The following is an 18369-nucleotide window of genomic DNA, read 5'->3' as shown; positions in this document are numbered from 1 at the left end:
AATGGAGAATTGAAAGTTGAAAATTGAAAATGAAAGCCGCTTGACGGACAATTTCAATGAATTAAAATTTTCAATTTTCAATTCTCAATTCTCAATTTTCAATTAAATAAATGCTGAACAAAATACTTTGCCTGCTTGTTGCTCTTTGCATGGGGCTGACGGCGGCTGCACAAGAGAATAACGAGGCCCGCCAGTTGCTCGACCGCGTGGCCGACGCGTTCCGCCAGGCGGAAGGCGTGGAAATCGCTTTCGAGGTGCGCGCACCCGAAGGGACGTCCGAGGGACGCATCCGCCTCAAGGGCGAGAAGTTCCGCCTCGATACCGAAGGCATCACGACGTGGTTCGACGGGCGGACGCAATGGACCTACCTGGAGAACAGCGACGAGGTGAACGTCTCCGAACCCACGGCCGAAGAGCTGCAGAGCATCAATCCCTATGCCTGGCTGTCGCTCTACAAGAACGGCTACATGCTGAAGATGGGCGAGCAGGCCGATCCGCGCCTCCACAAGGTGATGATGACCGCCAGTCGCCAGGGCAGCGAGCTGCAGTGCCTGATCCTCTACGTCGACAAGCAGACCTTGCGTCCGGCAAAGCTGAGCCTTGTCCGCAAGGGCGACCGCGAGGCAGTTGTCGTGCTGGTGCGCTCCTATCAGACAGGGCAGAAATACGACGATGCGCTTTTCACCTTCGACAAGCGGGCCTATCCGACGGCGGAGGTGATTGATCTGAGATGAACGAAACTTGAATGAACCTAAAAATATAATTTAGTAAATACAGTATGGAAACAGAAAAAGTGAAATGCCTGATCATCGGTTCGGGTCCTGCCGGCTATACAGCCGCCATCTATGCAGGACGCGCCAACCTGGCTCCTGTGGTATATGCCGGCCTGCAACTGGGCGGACAGCTGACAACGACCACCGAAGTGGAAAACTTCCCCGGCTATCCTGCTGGCATCGGCGGCCCTGAGCTGATGGAAGACTTGCGCAAGCAGGCCGAACGCTTCGGAGCCGACATCCGCTACGGTGTGGCTACGGCAGCCGACCTCAGCGCGAAGCCCTACAAGATAACGATCGACGACGAGAAGGTGATCGAAGCCGAAACCATCATCATCGCCACAGGTGCCACAGCCAAGTACCTGGGCCTGGAGGACGAGAAGAAATATGCCGGCATGGGGGTGAGTGCCTGTGCCACGTGCGACGGCTTCTTCTACCGCAAGAAGGTGGTGGCCGTTGTGGGCGGTGGCGACACGGCTTGCGAAGAGGCTTCCTACCTGGCCAGCCTGGCCAGCAAGGTGTACCTCATCGTGCGCAAGCCCTATCTGCGTGCGTCGAAGGTGATGCAGGAGCGTGTGATGAACAACGAGAAGATCGAGGTGCTGTTCGAGCATAATGCCGTGGGCCTCTTTGGCGAGAACGGCGTGGAAGGCGTGCATCTGGTGAAGCGCATGGGCGAGGCCGACGAAGAGCGCTACGACGTGGCTATCGACGGTTTCTTCTTGGCCATCGGACACAAGCCCAACTCGGACATCTTCAAGCCTTACCTGGATACTGACGAAGTGGGCTATATCCTGACCGAGCCGGGTACGCCGCGCACCAAGGTGCCGGGCGTGTTTGCCGCAGGCGACGTGGCCGACCCGCACTACCGTCAGGCCATCACGGCAGCAGCCAGCGGTTGTATGGCGGCTATCGAGGCGGAGCGCTACTTGCAACAATAAAAAAAGAATCGGTTAGTGGTTTCCTCCACTAACCGATTTTTTTCTTTATCCAATCTTGCTGATTTTCTTCAGCTTTTCTTCGTCAATGATTTTGATTTTTCGTCCGTCGATGGTGATGAGCCGTTCGGTGGCAAACTGGGAGAGTGTTCGGATGGCGTTCGAAGTCGTCATGTTCGAAAGGTTGGCCAGATCCTCGCGCGAGAGGTAAATACTCAGTGTAGAGCCGTCTTCCTCCAGTCCGTAGCTTTCCTTGAGGAACAGGAGCGATTCGGCCAGACGGCCGCGGATATGCTTCTGAGTGAGGTTTACCGTACGTTCGTCGGCGATACCCAGGTCTTTGGACAGCTGTTTGATGAAGAACATGGCCAAGCCGTTGTTTTGCGTCACGAGGGTGGTGATGACATTCATGGGAATCTGGCAGATGACCGAAGGCTCGAATGCGGCAGCGGCCGTGATATAGTCTTCGCCGGAAAAATAAGCGCGGTAGCCGAAGTATTCGACGGGTTTGATCATGCGGATGATCTGGCTGCGGCCGCCCACACCGTCTTTATAAATTTTGACTTTCCCACTTAGCAGGCACATCAGGTGCGTGGGAGTCTCGCCTTCACAATGGATGACTTCATTTTTTTTGTAGTTTTGAAGTGTGAAATGATCAGCGAGAAACTCCCGCTGCTCTTCGTTCAGGGGAGACCACATGTCGGCGATAAGCTCCTGAACCTTTATTTCTGACAAATTTGTTTTTACCATGAGTGCTGCAAAACTGTGTTCTATAGCACAAAAGTAGGAAGAATAATTTAAAAAAAAACACATTCGCCTCAAAAATGTGCATTTGGAGTGGAAAAGAGGCTTAAAATGAAAAAAAATAAGCGGTGAACGGAGATTGTATCCGTTCACCGCCAAGTGTTTGGTTCTTATTTCGTGAACAGCAGTTCGCGATACTTGGGCAACGGCCAGATTTCGTCGTCCACTTCCATTTCGAGGTGGTCGATGTGGTCGCGGATGCTTTCGAGGTAGGGACGTACCGTTTCCTCGTAGGCGAAGGCCTTGTCCTTGTAGTTGTCCATGTGGTTGGCCACCTTGCGGGCTTCGGTCATCTGGCGTACCTGCATCTTGATGGCCGTCACGCGGCGGGAGATTTCGCGGATGAGCTCCTTGCGGTCGGCACTGAGGGTTTCGTACTCTTCGGGCGAGAAGGTCTCGCGCAAGCCGCGGAGGTTCTCCAGCAGGCGGTTCTGGTAGCTGACAGCCGTGGGGACGATGTGGTTGATAGCCAGGTCGCCGAGGACGCGGCTTTCGATCTGCACCTTCATGGTGAATTTTTCCAGCTCTACTTCGAGGCGGCTGGCCAGCTCGGTCTCGTTGAAGATACGTTCGCCGATGAAGACGGAACGAGCCTGGTCGTCGACGTAGTGCATCAGCGCTTCGGGTACGTGGCAGATGTTGGTCAGGCCGCGGCGGGCAGCTTCCTGTTTCCATTCTTCGGAGTAGCCGTCGCCTTCGAAGCGGATGGGCTCGGAAGCGATGATCATTTCCTTGAGGGTGCGGAAGATGGCTTCATCCTTGGTGGCGCCTTCTTCCATGGCTTTGTCGACCGAGGCCTTGAATTCGTTCAGCTGGTTGGCCATGGCGGCGTTGATGGCAATCATGGCAGCGGCGCAGTTGGCTGAGGAGCCTGCGGCGCGGAACTCGAAGCGGTTGCCGGTGAAGGCGAAGGGCGACGTGCGGTTGCGGTCGGTCGTGTCGAGCAGGATTTCGGGGATACGTCCGATGCCCAGCTTCAGGGTGGTCTTCTCATCGGCGGTCATCTTGCTGCTGCTGGCCTGCTTGGCGATCTCGTCGAGAATGGACGAGAGCTGGCGACCCAGGAAGATGGACAGGATGGCGGGTGGCGCTTCGTTGGCTCCCAGACGGTAGCTGTTGCCGGCACTGGCAATGGAGGCACGCAGCAGGTTCTGGTTCTTGTAGACCATCATCAGTACGTTGACGAGGAACGTGAGGAAGAGCATGTTGCTCTTCGGATTGCTGCCGGGGCCAAAGAGGTTGATGCCTGTATCGGTGCAGAGCGACCAGTTATTGTGTTTGCCGCTGCCGTTGACGCCGCTATAGGGCTTTTCGTGGAGCAGGACGGCAAAGTTATGCTTGCGGGCAATGCGTTTCATCAGGTCCATGACCAGCTGGTTGTGGTCGTTGGCCAGGTTGACGTTCTCGAAGATAGGTGCCAGCTCGAACTGGTTGGGCGCCACTTCGTTGTGACGGGTCTTGACGGGGATGCCCAATTTGTGGCATTCGATCTCCAGCTCCTTCATGAAGGCTGTGACACGCGGCGGAATGGAGCCGAAATAGTGGTCTTCGAGCTGTTGGTCCTTGGCCGAGGAGTGTCCCATCAGCGTACGGCCCGTCAGACAGAGGTCGGGGCGGGCATTGTAAAGGGCCAGGTCAACGAGGAAGTATTCCTGTTCCCAGCCGAGGTTGGCGTATACGCGGTTGATGTTCTTGTCGAACAACTTGCAGACGTCGGTTGCTGCCTTGTCCACGGCGTTCAGGGCTTTCAGCAGCGGGGTCTTGTAGTCCAGGGCCTCGCCGGTATAGGCGATGAAGATGGTGGGGATACAAAGGGTGGTATCTACCACGAAGGCAGGTGAGGAAACGTCCCATGCCGTATAGCCGCGAGCTTCGAACGTGTTGCGGATACCGCCGTTGGGGAAGCTGGATGCGTCGGGTTCCTGTTGGATGAGCAGCTTGCCCGAGAAGCGTTCGATGACGTCGCCGTCTTCGCTGAACTCGATGAAACCGTCGTGCTTCTCGGCGGTACCGTCGGTCAGTGGCTGAAACCAGTGGGTGTAGTGGGTGACGCCCATTGATTTGGCCCAGCTCTTCATGCCGTTGGCGATGAGGTCGGCCATTTCGCGATTGATGGGGGTTCCTTTTTCGATGGCGTCGGTTACGGCCTTGTAGGCTTCTTTGGGCAGGTATTCCTGCATTTTCTTGCGGTCGAATACGTGGCTGCCATAGTAGTCGGACAGCTTTCCAGAGGGGGGAGTTACTTCCAACGGCTTACGGTTGGCAAGTTCCTGCAGAGCGAAAAAACGCATTTTTGACATATCAGACTCTTCTTTTATTGATTTGCCTGCAAAAGTACATGTTTTTTTCTATATTTGCCCCCAAACATACGAAGATATTGCAAAGTTGGTACGCTGGTTGTGGATAGGATTGGGTATTTTACTGCTACTTTTTCCATTGGGAAAGGTACGGGCAGGTTATGCTCCATATCCCTATCAGGGCAAGCTGATCTCGGCGGACTCCATCATGGAAAAGGTCATTTTCTTTGCGCCGCTCTACGAACGCATCGTGGACAGCTACAATGCCGAGCTGTATATCAAAGGAAAGATCAACATCAAGAAGCAGAACAAGCTGCTCCGCTATATTCCGACTTTGTTCCGTATCCGGAAGGGCGTGAAGGAGTATATGATGGAGACTTACAACGAACTGAGCTTTACGGCGCCCGATATCTATGACCAGAAGGTGACGGCTACCATGGGAACGGCCAATGAGTTCTGGGACCTGAACGGGCAGCTGCCCCAATATTTCAGGCTCAATATCTATTCGCCGACCATCCTGACCGACAAGTTGCTTTCGCCTTTGGCGCCTAATGCAAAGAAATACTACAGGTATCGGATTGATACGATCCGTGGACGGGCACACGACCTGCAATATGTTATCCGTTTTATTCCCAAAAGTAAGAGTTTCCAGCTGATAGGCGGCTATATGGTGGTGAGCGACAATGTGTGGAGCATACGCGAGATCCGTTTCTCGGGCCGTTCGGAGATTCTGGCCTTCAGCAATCACGTGCGGATGGGCGAGGTGGGCTGTGCGGATGAGTTCCTGCCGATTTATTCGGACTTTGAGGTGAGATTCAAGATGGCGGGAAACGTGATTGACGGCAGCTATATGGCGGTGCTTCAATATAAGAAGATAAAGCAGCGCGATCCGGCTACTAAATTGCGCCGGTCAGACAAGAGCCGGTATGATTTGTCGGCTTCCTATACCTTGCGTTGCGATACGAATGCCTGTGTGCGCGACACGGCCCACTTCAAGAGTCTTCGTCCCTTCCCGCTGGATGGACATGAGGATTCGCTGTATCGGGCCTACTTCCTGTATCGGGATACAGTGGCGCGGAAAGAGCGGGAAAAGAAACAGAAGATCAATAAGAATCTGGAATTTTGGGGAACGGTTGGCGATGCGCTGGTGAGCCGTTACACGCTGGATCTGGCCAGTGTGGGCAGTGTGCGCTGTTCGCCCTTGCTCAATCCGCTGCTGTTGAGCTATAGCCATTCCAACGGCATTTCCTATCGGCAGGAGTTCCGATACAACCGGCTGTTTCCTGGCGACCGTCTGCTGCGCATTTCGCCCCGCATCGGTTATAACTTTACGCGAAACGAGTTCTACTGGTCGGTGAGGGGACAGTTGGACTACTGGCCGCGGAAGCGTGCTTCCCTCCATTTTGATGTGGGTAACGGTAACCGGATCTACAGCAGTGACGTGTTGGATGAACTGAAGGCTATGCCGGACAGCTTGTTCGATTTCAGTCAGATACACCTGGATTATTTCAAGGACTTGTATTGCCGCGTCACTCACAGTTGGGAAATCGTGAACGGGCTGACGCTGGATGTGGGTCTGTCCATTCACCGTCGTACGGAGGTGGAGCGCTCGAACTTCAAATTGTTGCTGCCTGATAGCGGTGACCTGATCGCATCGACCCGTGCAGGAGAGGAAGAAGAAGGACAGAAAGACCGTTCGGAAGTGTGGGATCTCAGTGTTCTCAGCAAGCTCCGTCATACGTATAGCAGTTTCGCTCCTCGTGTGACCCTCCGCTGGACACCGGGGCAGTATTACTACATGAACGGCGACCGAAAGGTGAACCTGTATTCCCGCTATCCGACCCTGACAGTGGACTGGGAGCGAGGTATCAAGGGGGTTCTGCCTGGATCGGGTGCTTACGAACGTGTAGAAGTAGACCTTCAACATAATATCCCGTTGGGACTGATGCGCGACATTTATTATCGCATCGGCTGGGGTAAGTTCACCAATCAGGAAGAATTGTATTTTGTGGATTTTGCCAACTTCACCCGCTCCAATTTGCCTGTGGGATGGAACGATGAAATCGGCGGCGTCTTCCAGCTGCTCGACCGACGGTGGTACAACTCCTCGCGTGAGTATCTGCGGGCCCATCTGACCTATGAAGCCCCTTTCCTGCTGATGAAGCACCTGATGAAATATACCCAGTATGTGCTGAACGAACGTCTGTACCTGAACACCTTGCTGGTGCCCCACCTGATGCCTTACGTGGAGGTGGGTTATGGCATCGGTACGCATATTTTCGACTTCGGTGTCTTTGCCAGCTTTGCCAACTGGAAGTATCAGGAAATCGGCTGCAAATTTACGTTCGAGTTGTTTAATCGTTAAAAGGTTTCAGGTTAACATCTTTTATCCGAAACTCTTTGTAGTTGACAGCTTTATTCCATTCATTTGCAGATAAACTCTTTTAAAACAATTGTGCATGAAAAATTGGAGACTGGAAGCCGCTATCATGGCAGTGGGACTGCTGTTGCTCGGCTGGATGCTGAGGGGCGGTATCAATGATTTTAGAGACAGAGAGCGCGTAGTGACGGTGAAGGGACTGGCCGAAATGGAAGTACCGGCCGACAAGGTGATCTGGCCGTTGATGTACAAGGACATCGGCAATGATCCGGTTCTTCTCTACACGAACATGGAAAAGAAGAATGCGGCTATCGTCAGTTTCCTGAAGAACAACGGCATTTCGGACGAAGAGATCAGCATCGTCCCGCCGGAGATCATCGACATGCAGGCCGAACGCTATGTCAACCAGAACGTGACATACCGCTATAATGCGACTTCTGTCATCACCGTGACTTCGAAAAACGTGGAGAAGGTGCGCAAGCTGATGGCCGAACAGGCCGAACTGCTGAAGCAGGGCATCGCCATTGCCGGTGGCGACTATCGCTACAACGTGTCCTACGAGTTTACGGGGCTGAACGACATCAAGCCTCAGATGATCGAAGACGCTACGAAGAACGCCCGTGCCGCTGCCGAGAAGTTTGCCAAGGACTCGGACAGCAAGCTGGGAAAAATCAAGAGCGCTTCGCAGGGGCAGTTTACCATTGCCAACCGCGACGAGAATACACCTTATATAAAGAGCGTACGCGTGGTGACGACAGTGACCTATTATCTGAAAAACTAAAACACTGTTTTCCATAACGTAAAAGTGCCGTTTCGGACAGGTAAAGCATTGCTTTACGGTGCCGGAATGGCACTTTGTATGAAAAGACAGGGGGAAGAGGAGGTCAGGTGCCACTTTTTTGGACCGAACGTTTTGTTGTTCAAGAAAATAGTCCTATCTTTGCGCCCGATTTATTGAGTCAACATAAAGTCTCACTTAATTAATTATTAAAAACAACTTATTTATTAATGGAAAAATTTGAAAAAGTAGCTCCGGTTGAAGACTTCAACTGGGATGCGTATGAGAATGGCGAAACACTCTCCACTGTTAGCCACGAAGACATGGAAAAGGCGTATGACAATACGCTGAACAAGGTAAACGACCGTGAGGTTGTAGACGGTACCGTAATCGCAATGAACAAGCGTGAAGTAGTTGTGAACATCGGTTACAAATCAGACGGTATCATTCCGATGAGTGAATTCCGTTACAATCCTGATCTGAAAGTAGGTGATACGGTAGAAGTATACATCGAAAATCAGGAAGACAAGAAAGGACAGCTGGTTCTGTCACACCGCAAAGCACGTGCTACCCGTTCTTGGGACCGCGTAAACGCAGCTTTGGAAAACGAAGAAATTATCAAGGGTTACATCAAGTGCCGCACGAAGGGTGGTATGATCGTAGACGTATTCGGCATCGAAGCATTCTTGCCGGGTTCTCAGATCGACGTGAAGCCTATCCGCGACTACGATGTATTCGTTGGCAAGACGATGGAATTCAAGATCGTTAAGATCAACCAGGAATTCAAGAACGTCGTTGTTTCTCACAAGGCTCTCATCGAGGCTGAGTTGGAACAGCAGAAGAAGGAAATCATCAGCAAACTCGAGAAGGGACAAGTACTCGAGGGTGTTGTCAAGAATATCACATCTTACGGTGTATTCATCGATTTGGGTGGCGTAGACGGTCTGATCCACATCACCGACCTGTCTTGGGGCCGCGTAAGCGATCCGCACGAAGTTGTAGAACTCGATCAGAAGCTGAACGTAGTTATCCTCGACTTCGACGACGAAAAGAAACGTATCGCATTGGGTCTGAAGCAGCTGACTCCGCATCCTTGGGATGCACTGGATCCTAACCTGAAGGTTGGCGACCACGTGAAGGGTAAAGTTGTTGTGATGGCTGACTACGGTGCATTCATCGAAATCGCTCCGGGCGTAGAAGGTCTGATCCACGTATCTGAAATGTCTTGGAGCCAGCACCTGCGTTCTGCTCAGGACTTCATGAAGGTAGGCGACGAAGTAGAGGCTGTAGTGCTGACACTGGATCGCGAAGAGCGTAAGATGTCTCTGGGTATCAAGCAGCTGAAGGCTGATCCTTGGGAAACTATCGAAGAGAAGTATCCTGTAGGCAGCAAGCACGTTGCCAAGGTTCGCAACTTCACTAACTTCGGTGTATTCGTAGAAGTAGAAGAAGGCGTTGACGGTCTGATCCACATCTCTGACCTGTCTTGGACGAAGAAGGTTAAACATCCTTCTGAATTCACTCAGATCGGTGCAGACATCGATGTAGTGGTTCTGGAAATCGACAAGGAAAACCGTCGTCTGAGCCTCGGTCACAAGCAGCTCGAAGAGAATCCTTGGGATATATTTGAAACTGTATTCACTGTAGGTTCTGTACACGAAGGTACTATCATCGAAATGCTGGATAAGGGCGCTGTAGTAGCTCTGCCTTACGGTGTAGAAGGTTTCGCAACTCCGAAGCACCTCGTTAAGGAAGATGGTTCTCAGGCTCAGCTCGACGAGAAACTGCCGTTCAAGGTGATCGAATTCAACAAGGACGCTAAGCGTATCATCCTGTCTCACAGCCGTATCTTCGAAGATGCTGCCAAGGCAGAAGAAAGAGCAGAAAAGAAGGCTGCCAAGAAGTCTAACAGCAAGAAGGAAGAAGCTCCGATGATCCAGAATCAGGCTGCTTCTACTACGCTGGGCGACATCGACGCACTGGCTGCTTTGAAAGAGCAACTGGAAGGTAAGAAGAAATAATCTTTTATATCAATCTATAGGAAAGAGAGGGATCCCGTCGGGGATACCCTCTCTTTTTTTGAAGTAAATCCTGACAGGTATCGTGATTTATGCCTAAATTTGCGTCGTTATGGAGAAGTTTGAGTTACATATCCTGGGTTGTGGTTCGGCTTTGCCTACTACCCGCCATTTCCCGACGTCGCAGATCCTGAATGTGCGCGACAAGTTGTTCATGATCGATTGTGGTGAAGGAGCGCAGCTGCAGTTCCGCAAGTCGCGCCTGAAGTTTTCGCGCCTGAACCATATCTTCATTTCCCACCTGCATGGAGACCATTGTTTCGGGTTGCTGGGACTGATCTCGACCTTGAATTTGCTGGGACGTACGGCAGAACTCCATATCCATTCGCCACAGGGACTGGAGGAACTGCTGAAGCCGATGCTCGATTTCTTCAACCATCAGATGACCTATCCGGTCGTGTTCCATGCGTTCGAAACCAAAGAACCGACGCTGGTTTACGAGGACCGTTCGCTGACGGTGACCACTATTCCCTTGCGTCATCGGATGCCTACCTGCGGTTTTCTGTTTGCCGAGAAGCCGCGTCCCAACCACATCATTCGAGAGATGATTGACTTCTATCAGATACCCGTCTACGAGCTGAACCGCATCAAGAACGGAGCCGACTATGTGACCCCCGACGGTAAGACGATCCCCAACAGCCGCCTGACCCGTCCATCTGATCCTCCGCGGAGCTATGCCTATTGTTCGGATACACTGCCACTGGCTTCGGTTGTCGAACAGGTGAGGGGAGTCGACCTGCTGTTTCACGAAGCCACTTTTGTTGAGGAAGATGCGGCCCGCGCGAAGGAAACCTATCACACGACTGCCTCGCAGGCAGCTTCCATTGCACGTGAGGCAGGTGTGAAGCGTTTGCTGGTAGGCCATTTCTCAGCGCGCTACGACAACGAAGAACTTCTGCTGGAGCAGGCCCGTGCTGTGTTTCCTGAAACCTTGCTGGCGAAAGAAACACTTTGTGTTCCTATTTGATTAAACTTTTTGTATCTTTGTCCGTCTAACTTCTATAAATGCGAATAAAAGTATATGAATACTCCCTATGATGAGCGCGAGGTGTTGGCCTTGTTACAGGACGAGAAGACACAACGGCGCGGATTTGAAATGATTGTGGCGCAGTATAGCGAACAGCTGTACTGGCAGATACGTCGTATGGTTTATTCGCATGAAGACGCTAATGATTTGCTTCAGAATACCTTTATCAAAGCATGGACCAATATAGATTACTTCAGGGGCGATGCCAAGTTGTCTACCTGGCTCTATCGCATTGCCCTGAACGAATGCCTGACGTTCCTGAACAAACAGCGTGCACAAGCTACTGTCTCGCTGGACGATCCGGAAGCAGACGTGTTGCAGAAACTGGAAAGTGACCCTTACTTCTCGGGTGACAAGATACAGACAACCTTGCAGAAAGCTCTGCTGACCTTGCCCGAAAAACAACGGATGGTGTTCAACCTGAAATATTATCAGGATATGAAGTATGAGGAGATGTCCGAGATATTCGGTACGTCGGTCGGAGCACTGAAAGCTTCGTATTATCATGCAGTGAAAAAAATCGAGAAATTTTTTGATGATGAAGTTTAAACCTTTGTCGCAAACCATAGTCTAATTCTAATGAAAGGAGAAAAGCTTATGAAAGAAGAGGATAAATTACTGAAGAAGATTGGTACGGAAAATCCGTTCCGTGTGCCGGAAGGATATTTCGAAGGTTTCACTTCAGACTTGATGAGCCGTCTTCCGGAGAAAGAAAAGACAGATATCCATCGTGAGCCTACTACGTGGGAGAGGGTAAGGCCCTGGCTGTATATGGCGGCCATGTTTATAGGAGCTGCTCTGATTATCCGAGTTGCTTCGCCGGGCGAGACCGTATCGAACGGGCAGCAGCAACAGCAGATCGCTGCCGACGAGTCGGATATCGAAATGGAGTATATCAGAACGGCAATAGAGAACACCATGATGGACGACTATTCGCTGTATGTCTATTTGAGCGATGAAAATGCAGAATAATCAATATTGTAAATGATAACAATGAAAAAGTTGAGTGTTTTAATGGTTGCCTTGTTCGGGCTGATGCTTTCGGTATGGGCTGGTGACGGGACATGTCAGCAGTTGTCGCGCGAAGAATTCCGCGCCAAACAACAGGCTTTTCTGACTGAGAAAGCTGGACTGACTCGTGAAGAGGCTGCCAAGTTTTTTCCCTTATATTTCGAAATGCAGGACCGCAAGCAAAAGTTGAACGACAATGCGTGGAAGCTGTTACGCCAGGGTAAGAATGAGAATACAACCGAAAGTCAGTATGGTGAAATCTTGGAGGGCGTGTATGACGCACGTGTGGCTTCCAGCGAATTGGAACAGACCTATCTGAAGAAATTCCAGAAGATACTTTCTAACAAGAAAATTTATTTGATACAGCGTGCCGAAATGCGTTTCCATCGCGAACTGCTGAAAGGCATGCACGGCAAAAACGGTGGGAAACGGCCGGCTCCGAAAAAATGATGTGTCGTTTCCTGTAAAGTAAACAGGCTGGTTTCAGTTTTCAAGAGGTAAGGGCCTTCCGATGCGAGTCGGAAGGCCTGCTTTTTTTATTCTTTTCTTTCCAGTTTCTTGGCTTCTTCCCAGATGGCGTCCATCTCGGCCAGTGTCATGTCGTGCAGGTTGCGGCCTTCCTTGATGGTGTGTGCCTCGAGGTAGTTGAAGCGGCGGATGAATTTCTGGTTGGTGTGTTCCAAGGCGTTGTCGGGGTTGATCTTATAGAGGCGGGCGGCATTGATGAGACTGAACAGCACGTCGCCGAATTCTTCTTCGGCCTTCTGCTTGTCCATGTTGGCCACTTCGGCCTGAAACTCCTGGATTTCTTCCTTCACCTTGTCCCACACCTGTTCGCGCTCTTCCCAGTCGAAGCCTACGTTGCGGGCCTTGTCCTGTATGCGGTAGGCCTTGATGAGCGAGGGCAGGGCAGCGGGTACACCGGCCAGTACACTTTTGTTTCCACCTTTTTCCTTTAGTTTCAGCTGTTCCCAGTTCTCTACAACCTGGGCTGCCGTTTCGGCCTTTTCATTGCCGAAGACGTGCGGATGACGGAAGATGAGCTTCTCGCACAGGCGGTCGCACACGTCCTTGATGTCGAAGTCGCCCGTCTCGCTGCCTATCTTGGCATAGAAGGCCACGTGCAGCAGGACGTCGCCCAGTTCCTTGCAGATGTCCTGCTTGTCGTCGCGCATCAGGGCGTCGCACAATTCGTAGGTTTCTTCGATGGTGTTGGGGCGCAGGCTTTCGTTGGTCTGCTTGCGGTCCCAGGGACATTTCTCGCGCAGTTCGTCGAGGATGTCGAGGAAGCGTCCGAAGGCTTCCATCTGTTCTTTACGGGTATGTTGCATATTCGTTCCTGTTAGATATAAAGTGTTGCAAAGTTACAAAGATTTATATCTCATTGATGTTTTGCACCCAAAACTTTATTAACTTATCCGGACGCACCGTGGTGCGTCCCTACAACGTATGGGGTGCATGGTACGTCCGGTTGTTATTATACGTATGTAATTTGTCTTTCCCTTGTTCGAGATGTTTGCATGAAAAGGTTACATTTGCACAAAAGAATATTATTATGGAAAACATACATGTAGGGACGCACCATGGTGCGTCCGAATACGATTCATCCAACGTATGCAATGCATCTCACCCATCCCGCAAAAGTCCTCGGGTCGATTTTCACGATTACAGCGGAGGTGAATATTTTATCACTATCTGTACGCAGGGAAAAGAACACTATTTAGGTGAAATTGCAAATGGGCAGATGGAGTATTCGTTGATTGGGCGATTTGCGGTTGATGCCTTGACTGAAATGGGAATGCATTACCCTTATGTAGAGATGGTGAGTTTCGTAGTGATGCCCAACCACGTGCATGCTATTATTCGCATACATCCGTCGGAAGATATACCCACGAAACGAACGGCTCTGAGCGTGGTGATAGGAGGGTTCAAACAGGCTGTGACGTGTTTTGCACGTAAGAATAATATCAGGTTTGGATGGCAGGGACGTTATCATGACCATATTATTCGAGGTGTGGAGGACAGGAACCGGATAGCAGAATATATCGAGCATAACGTGGCCCGGTGGGATTGCGATTGTTTTTTTCAAAAATAATCGTTTTCGATTGCATTGTTTTGCGCGGACGCACCATGGTGCGTCCCTACAACGTATCATGGTATGTTTGATACATCTCGTACGAGATGAGCAGCCCCACTACCTCGGAGTAGTTCTGGCGGCCGCTGTCTATCTTGTTGCCTTTCAGGTAGAGATCGTAGATCCAATCCTGCACGGCACCTACCAGCGGGCTGTACTTGGCTGACCAATAGGCTTGATGGTCCTTGGCCAGTTGGATGATTTCGGGGCGGATGCTCTCTACGAGTGCTTGGTAGGCAGCTTCGTCCATCAGGCGGCGGGCATTGCTCAGCACATGGAAGAGGATGGAGTAGTAGCCGCTGAAGCGCAGGGTGGGTACGCTGGAGCGGGTGCATACCTGATAGGCGTAGAAGTTGGCCTCGGCCTCGCTGGTGATGCCCAGCCGATGGGCCAGCTCGTGGGCATAGGTGGCGGGATAGTCGGCAGGCAGCAGGTCGCCGTTCAGGGTGAACTCGCAGAAGAAAGGCCCCATGCTGCCCGTGACGCCCACCATCGAGATGAGCGGGGTGAAGAGCATCGTCTTGGCCCGCGGACGGTCGGTCGTGGGCGGGAGTACACCCAGCGTGGGGCTGATGGCACGATAGCCGCGTACCACCTCGTTGCGTACCATGTCGGTGTCGATGCTGTCGATAGGGGTGTACGAAGCGTTCAGCCGCTCGATGTAGTCGTCCGTAAAGCGGGCGAAGTTCTCGGGCGTATAGGCCGTGTAGGCGATGCCCGTCCGTTGGTAGAAGTTGGGTTGCGAGTAGTTCAGTCCCCAGGCCAGGTAGAACCAGACGTATATCCAGAGCAGGAACTCCACCTCGCGACCAACAATGCGTCGCCAGGGCTTCTTGCGGCGGAGGCGGGCGTAAAAAGGCCAGACAACAAGCCAGGCGATGCTGAGGGCGATGAAGAGGTCGCCCACGGCGAAGGGGATGAGGTCGGACACGGCGGTCAGCACACGGGCTATGCTGGGGTAAATGTATCGGGCGTAACAGGCTCCCGCAGCGGGCAGGAGTTGTACGAGCCATACCGTCAGTATCAGTGCCATCAGTACAAAGTGGCGCTTTTGGAGGTTTCGGCGTCGCCTGTACAAAGGTCGGTCGGGCCTCTTTTGTTTATTTCTTAAAGTGTTGTATGTCAGCATACTATCAGTTTATTTTAGTTTATCAAAAATAAACTGCCAGTTTAATAGCGATAAACTGTCAGTTTAATGCGTTTAAACTGTCAGTTTACTCTGTTTAAACTGAGAGTTTAAAGCCTTTGAACTGGCGGTACACTCCGCTTGAACCGGAGCAAAACCGTCGTCTCTGCGCAAAGATAGACAAATCTTTTCGTTGCTTTTGCCGATGGAAAGCAATAAATTACTAATTTTGTGCCCATAATCGCAAACAATTTTAATTTTATAGACTTAAAGAGAAATGGAATTAGCAAGTAAGTACAATCCCGCCGACGTAGAGGGAAAGTGGTACCAGTATTGGCTGGATCATAAACTGTTCAGTTCGAAACCCGATGGCCGTCAACCGTACACCGTCGTCATCCCGCCCCCCAACGTCACCGGCGTGCTCCACATGGGACACATGCTTAATAATACCATTCAAGATATTTTGGTGCGCCGCGCCCGCATGGAAGGCAAGAACGCCTGCTGGGTGCCGGGTACCGACCATGCTTCTATTGCCACCGAAGCCAAGGTGGTGAACAAACTGGCCGCTCAGGGCATCAAGAAGACCGACCTGACGCGCGAGGAGTTCCTGAAGCATGCCTGGGAATGGACCGACGAACACGGCGGCATCATCCTGAAGCAGCTCCGCAAGCTGGGCGCTTCATGCGACTGGGACCGCACGGCCTTCACCATGGACGAGAAGCGCAGCGAGAGCGTCATCAAGGTGTTTGTCGACCTTTATAACAAGGGACTCATCTACCGCGGCGTGCGCATGGTGAACTGGGACCCCAAGGCGCTGACCGCCTTGAGCGACGAGGAAGTGATTTATAAGGAAGAGCATAGCAAGCTCTACTACCTGAAATACTACGTGGCCGACGACGACATGTCGGGCGAAACCGGCGCCGAGGGTGAAGTGGTTCACCGCGATGCCGAAGGCCGCCGCTATGCCGTAGTTGCCACGACCCGCCCTGAGACTATCATGGGCGATACGGCCATGTGTATCAATCCCGCCGACCCCAAGAACCAGTGGCTGAAGGGTAAGAAAGTCATCGTGCCCCTCGTAGGTCGTGTCATCCCCGTCATTCAGGATGATTACGTGGACGTAGAGTTCGGTACGGGCTGTTTGAAGGTGACGCCTGCCCACGACGTGAACGACTACATGCTGGGCGAGAAGTATAACCTGCCAAGCATCGATATCTTCAACGATAACGGCACCCTGAGCGAAGCAGCCGGCCTCTATGTAGGCATGGACCGCTTCGACGTGCGCGAACAGATTGAGAAAGACCTCGCCGCCGCCGGCCTGTTGGAGAAGGTGGAGGCCTACACCAACAAGGTGGGCTTCTCCGAGCGTACCAATGTGGCCATCGAGCCGAAGCTCTCCATGCAGTGGTTCCTCAAGATGCAGCACTTTGCCGACATGGCTCTGCCGCCTGTCATGAACGACGAACTGAAGTTCTATCCCGCCAAGTACAAGAACACGTACAAGAACTGGCTGGAGAACATCAAGGACTGGTGTATCAGCCGCCAGCTGTGGTGGGGACACCGCATCCCTGCCTACTTCTTGCCCGAAGGCGGATACGTGGTGGCCGAGACGCCTGAGAAAGCGCTCGAACTGGCCAAGGAGAAGACCGGCAAGGCCGACCTGAAGCTGGAAGACCTGCGTCAGGACGAAGATTGCCTCGACACGTGGTTCTCTTCCTGGTTGTGGCCCATCTCCCTGTTCGACGGCATCAACAACCCCGGCAACGAGGAAATCAAATACTACTATCCGACGAGCGACCTGGTGACAGGCCCGGACATCATCTTCTTCTGGGTGGCCCGCATGATCATGGCCGGATACGAATACATGGGCGACATGCCTTTCCGCAACGTATACTTCACAGGTATCGTGCGCGACAAGCTGGGACGCAAGATGTCCAAGTCGCTGGGCAACTCGCCCGATCCGCTGGACCTCATCGAACGCTATGGTGCCGACGGTGTGCGCATGGGTATGATGCTTTCGGCTCCTGCCGGCAACGACATTCTGTTCGACGATGCCCTCTGTGAGCAAGGCCGTAACTTCAACAACAAGATATGGAACGCCTTCCGCCTCGTCAAGGGCTGGGAAGTGAGCGCCGAGGTCGAAGTGCCTGAGGCAGCCGCCCTGGCCATGAAGTGGTTCGAGTCGAAGCAGAATGCCGTAGCCCTCGAAGTGGCCGACCTCTTCAGCAAGTACCGCTTGAGCGAAGCCCTGATGGCTGTCTACAAGCTCTTCTGGGACGAGTTCTCCAGCTGGTATCTGGAGATGATCAAGCCTGCTTACGGCCAGCCCATCAGCAAGGTCGTTTACGATACGACCATCGGTTTCTTCGACAACCTGCTCCACCTGCTCCATCCGTTCATGCCCTTCATCACCGAAGAGTTGTGGCAGCACATCGTGGACCGCAAGGACGGCGAGAGCCTGATGGTGAGCCCCATGCTAGCTCCGGGCAAGGTGGACGAAGCTATTGTACAGCAGTTCGAGGTAGTGAAGGAAATCATCAGCAACGTCCGCTCCATCCGCTTGCAGAAGAACATTGCTCAGAAAGAAGCGCTGGAGTTGCAGGCCGTGGGCGAGAACCCTGTAGCTGCCTTCAACGCCGTTATCACGAAGATGTGTAACCTCTCGTCCATCGCCGTGGTCGAGGCCAAGGCCGATGGTGCCGCCGCCTTCATGGTAGGTACGACGGAGTATGCTGTACCTCTGGGCAACATGATTGATGTAGAGGCTGAAATTGCCCGCATGGAAGCCGAGCTGAAGCACAAGGAAGGTTTCCTGCAAGGCGTACTGAAGAAGCTCAGCAACGAGAAGTTTGTGAACAACGCTCCTGCCGCCGTCATCGAGCTGGAGCGCAAGAAGCAGGCCGATGCCGAAAGCATCATCAAGTCGCTGAAGGAAAGCATCGCTGCGCTGAAGAAGGCGTAAAATCGTGGTAAACTACAGGTTTGCAAGCGGAGCTTGTGCCTTGTAGCTTGTCACAGAATCA

At 52.4% G+C, this 18369-nt stretch carries 15 protein-coding genes; 11 read left to right on the top strand and 4 right to left on the bottom strand.

What is annotated here, in order from left to right; all coding sequences use genetic code 11:
- The first annotated feature begins 110 nt into the window (after positions 1 to 110).
- Positions 111 to 734, top strand: a complete 624-nt coding sequence (locus tag HF894_RS09670) for a LolA-like putative outer membrane lipoprotein chaperone (protein ID WP_204971919.1) — start codon at positions 111 to 113, stop codon at positions 732 to 734.
- A 44-nt stretch (positions 735 to 778) separates the two neighbouring features.
- Positions 779 to 1714 (top strand): thioredoxin-disulfide reductase, encoded by a 936-nt coding sequence (gene trxB, locus HF894_RS09665; protein ID WP_021847397.1) that lies wholly within the window; start codon positions 779 to 781, stop codon positions 1712 to 1714.
- 45 nt (positions 1715 to 1759) lie between these two features.
- Here trxB and HF894_RS09660 read toward each other — a convergent pair whose 3' ends face one another.
- Together HF894_RS09660 and HF894_RS09655 are read right to left on the bottom strand one after the other, a co-directional pair.
- On the bottom strand, positions 1760 to 2461 hold the full coding sequence (locus HF894_RS09660; protein ID WP_204971916.1) for a Crp/Fnr family transcriptional regulator: 702 nt from the start codon (positions 2459 to 2461) through the stop codon (positions 1760 to 1762).
- A 164-nt stretch (positions 2462 to 2625) separates the two neighbouring features.
- On the bottom strand, positions 2626 to 4815 hold the full coding sequence (locus HF894_RS09655; RefSeq protein WP_204971914.1) for a glutamine synthetase III family protein: 2190 nt from the start codon (positions 4813 to 4815) through the stop codon (positions 2626 to 2628).
- A gap of 205 nt (positions 4816 to 5020) precedes the next feature.
- On the opposite strand from HF894_RS09655, the gene HF894_RS09650 reads away from it, so the two are divergent.
- The 7 genes from HF894_RS09650 (at position 5021) to HF894_RS09620 (ending at position 12536) form a co-directional block, all read left to right on the top strand.
- On the top strand, positions 5021 to 7177 hold the full coding sequence (locus HF894_RS09650; protein ID WP_394369842.1) for a DUF5686 family protein: 2157 nt from the start codon (positions 5021 to 5023) through the stop codon (positions 7175 to 7177).
- A 94-nt stretch (positions 7178 to 7271) separates the two neighbouring features.
- Complete coding sequence (locus HF894_RS09645) at positions 7272 to 7973, top strand: SIMPL domain-containing protein (RefSeq protein ID WP_021847401.1); 702 nt, start codon at positions 7272 to 7274, stop codon at positions 7971 to 7973.
- 227 nt (positions 7974 to 8200) lie between these two features.
- Positions 8201 to 9991 (top strand): 30S ribosomal protein S1, encoded by a 1791-nt coding sequence (rpsA, locus tag HF894_RS09640; protein ID WP_204971912.1) that lies wholly within the window; start codon positions 8201 to 8203, stop codon positions 9989 to 9991.
- 109 nt (positions 9992 to 10100) lie between these two features.
- Positions 10101 to 11015 (top strand): ribonuclease Z, encoded by a 915-nt coding sequence (locus tag HF894_RS09635; RefSeq protein WP_204971910.1) that lies wholly within the window; start codon positions 10101 to 10103, stop codon positions 11013 to 11015.
- Positions 11016 to 11069: 54 nt separating this feature from the next.
- A complete protein-coding gene (locus HF894_RS09630) occupies positions 11070 to 11624 on the top strand; it encodes an RNA polymerase sigma factor (protein WP_204971908.1) in 555 nt (184 codons plus the stop codon).
- A gap of 48 nt (positions 11625 to 11672) precedes the next feature.
- On the top strand, positions 11673 to 12047 hold the full coding sequence (locus tag HF894_RS09625; RefSeq protein ID WP_075318941.1) for a hypothetical protein: 375 nt from the start codon (positions 11673 to 11675) through the stop codon (positions 12045 to 12047).
- 21 nt (positions 12048 to 12068) lie between these two features.
- Positions 12069 to 12536: a hypothetical protein gene (locus tag HF894_RS09620; protein WP_075317230.1), complete on the top strand. Its 468-nt coding sequence runs from the start codon at positions 12069 to 12071 to the stop codon at positions 12534 to 12536.
- Between the two features lie 86 nt (positions 12537 to 12622).
- On the opposite strand, the gene mazG is transcribed toward HF894_RS09620, so the two are convergent.
- Positions 12623 to 13417 carry a nucleoside triphosphate pyrophosphohydrolase gene (gene mazG / locus HF894_RS09615; protein ID WP_204971906.1) on the bottom strand — a complete coding sequence of 265 codons (795 nt, stop codon included), beginning with the start codon at positions 13415 to 13417 and terminating at the stop codon, positions 12623 to 12625.
- Positions 13418 to 13641: 224 nt separating this feature from the next.
- On the opposite strand from mazG, the gene HF894_RS09610 reads away from it, so the two are divergent.
- Entirely contained in the window at positions 13642 to 14181 is a 540-nt protein-coding gene (locus HF894_RS09610; RefSeq protein ID WP_021847409.1) for a transposase, read from the top strand.
- A 46-nt stretch (positions 14182 to 14227) separates the two neighbouring features.
- On the opposite strand, the gene HF894_RS09605 is transcribed toward HF894_RS09610, so the two are convergent.
- The gene (locus HF894_RS09605) at positions 14228 to 15253 is read right to left on the bottom strand and encodes a DUF3810 domain-containing protein (protein ID WP_246593198.1); all 1026 of its coding nucleotides are present in this window, start codon (positions 15251 to 15253) and stop codon (positions 14228 to 14230) included.
- A 370-nt stretch (positions 15254 to 15623) separates the two neighbouring features.
- Between HF894_RS09605 and HF894_RS09600 the strand changes: the two genes are divergently transcribed.
- Positions 15624 to 18308, top strand: coding sequence for a valine--tRNA ligase (locus HF894_RS09600; RefSeq protein ID WP_204971901.1), 2685 nt, complete (start codon positions 15624 to 15626; stop codon positions 18306 to 18308).
- The last annotated feature ends 61 nt before the right edge of the window (positions 18309 to 18369 follow it).

It is taken from the genome of Caecibacteroides pullorum, from assembly GCF_019239235.1.
Lineage (GTDB): Bacteria > Bacteroidota > Bacteroidia > Bacteroidales > Bacteroidaceae > Bacteroides > Bacteroides pullorum.
The sequence above is the reverse complement of the archived record's forward strand: the minus strand, read 5'-3'. Positions and strand labels throughout refer to the sequence as shown.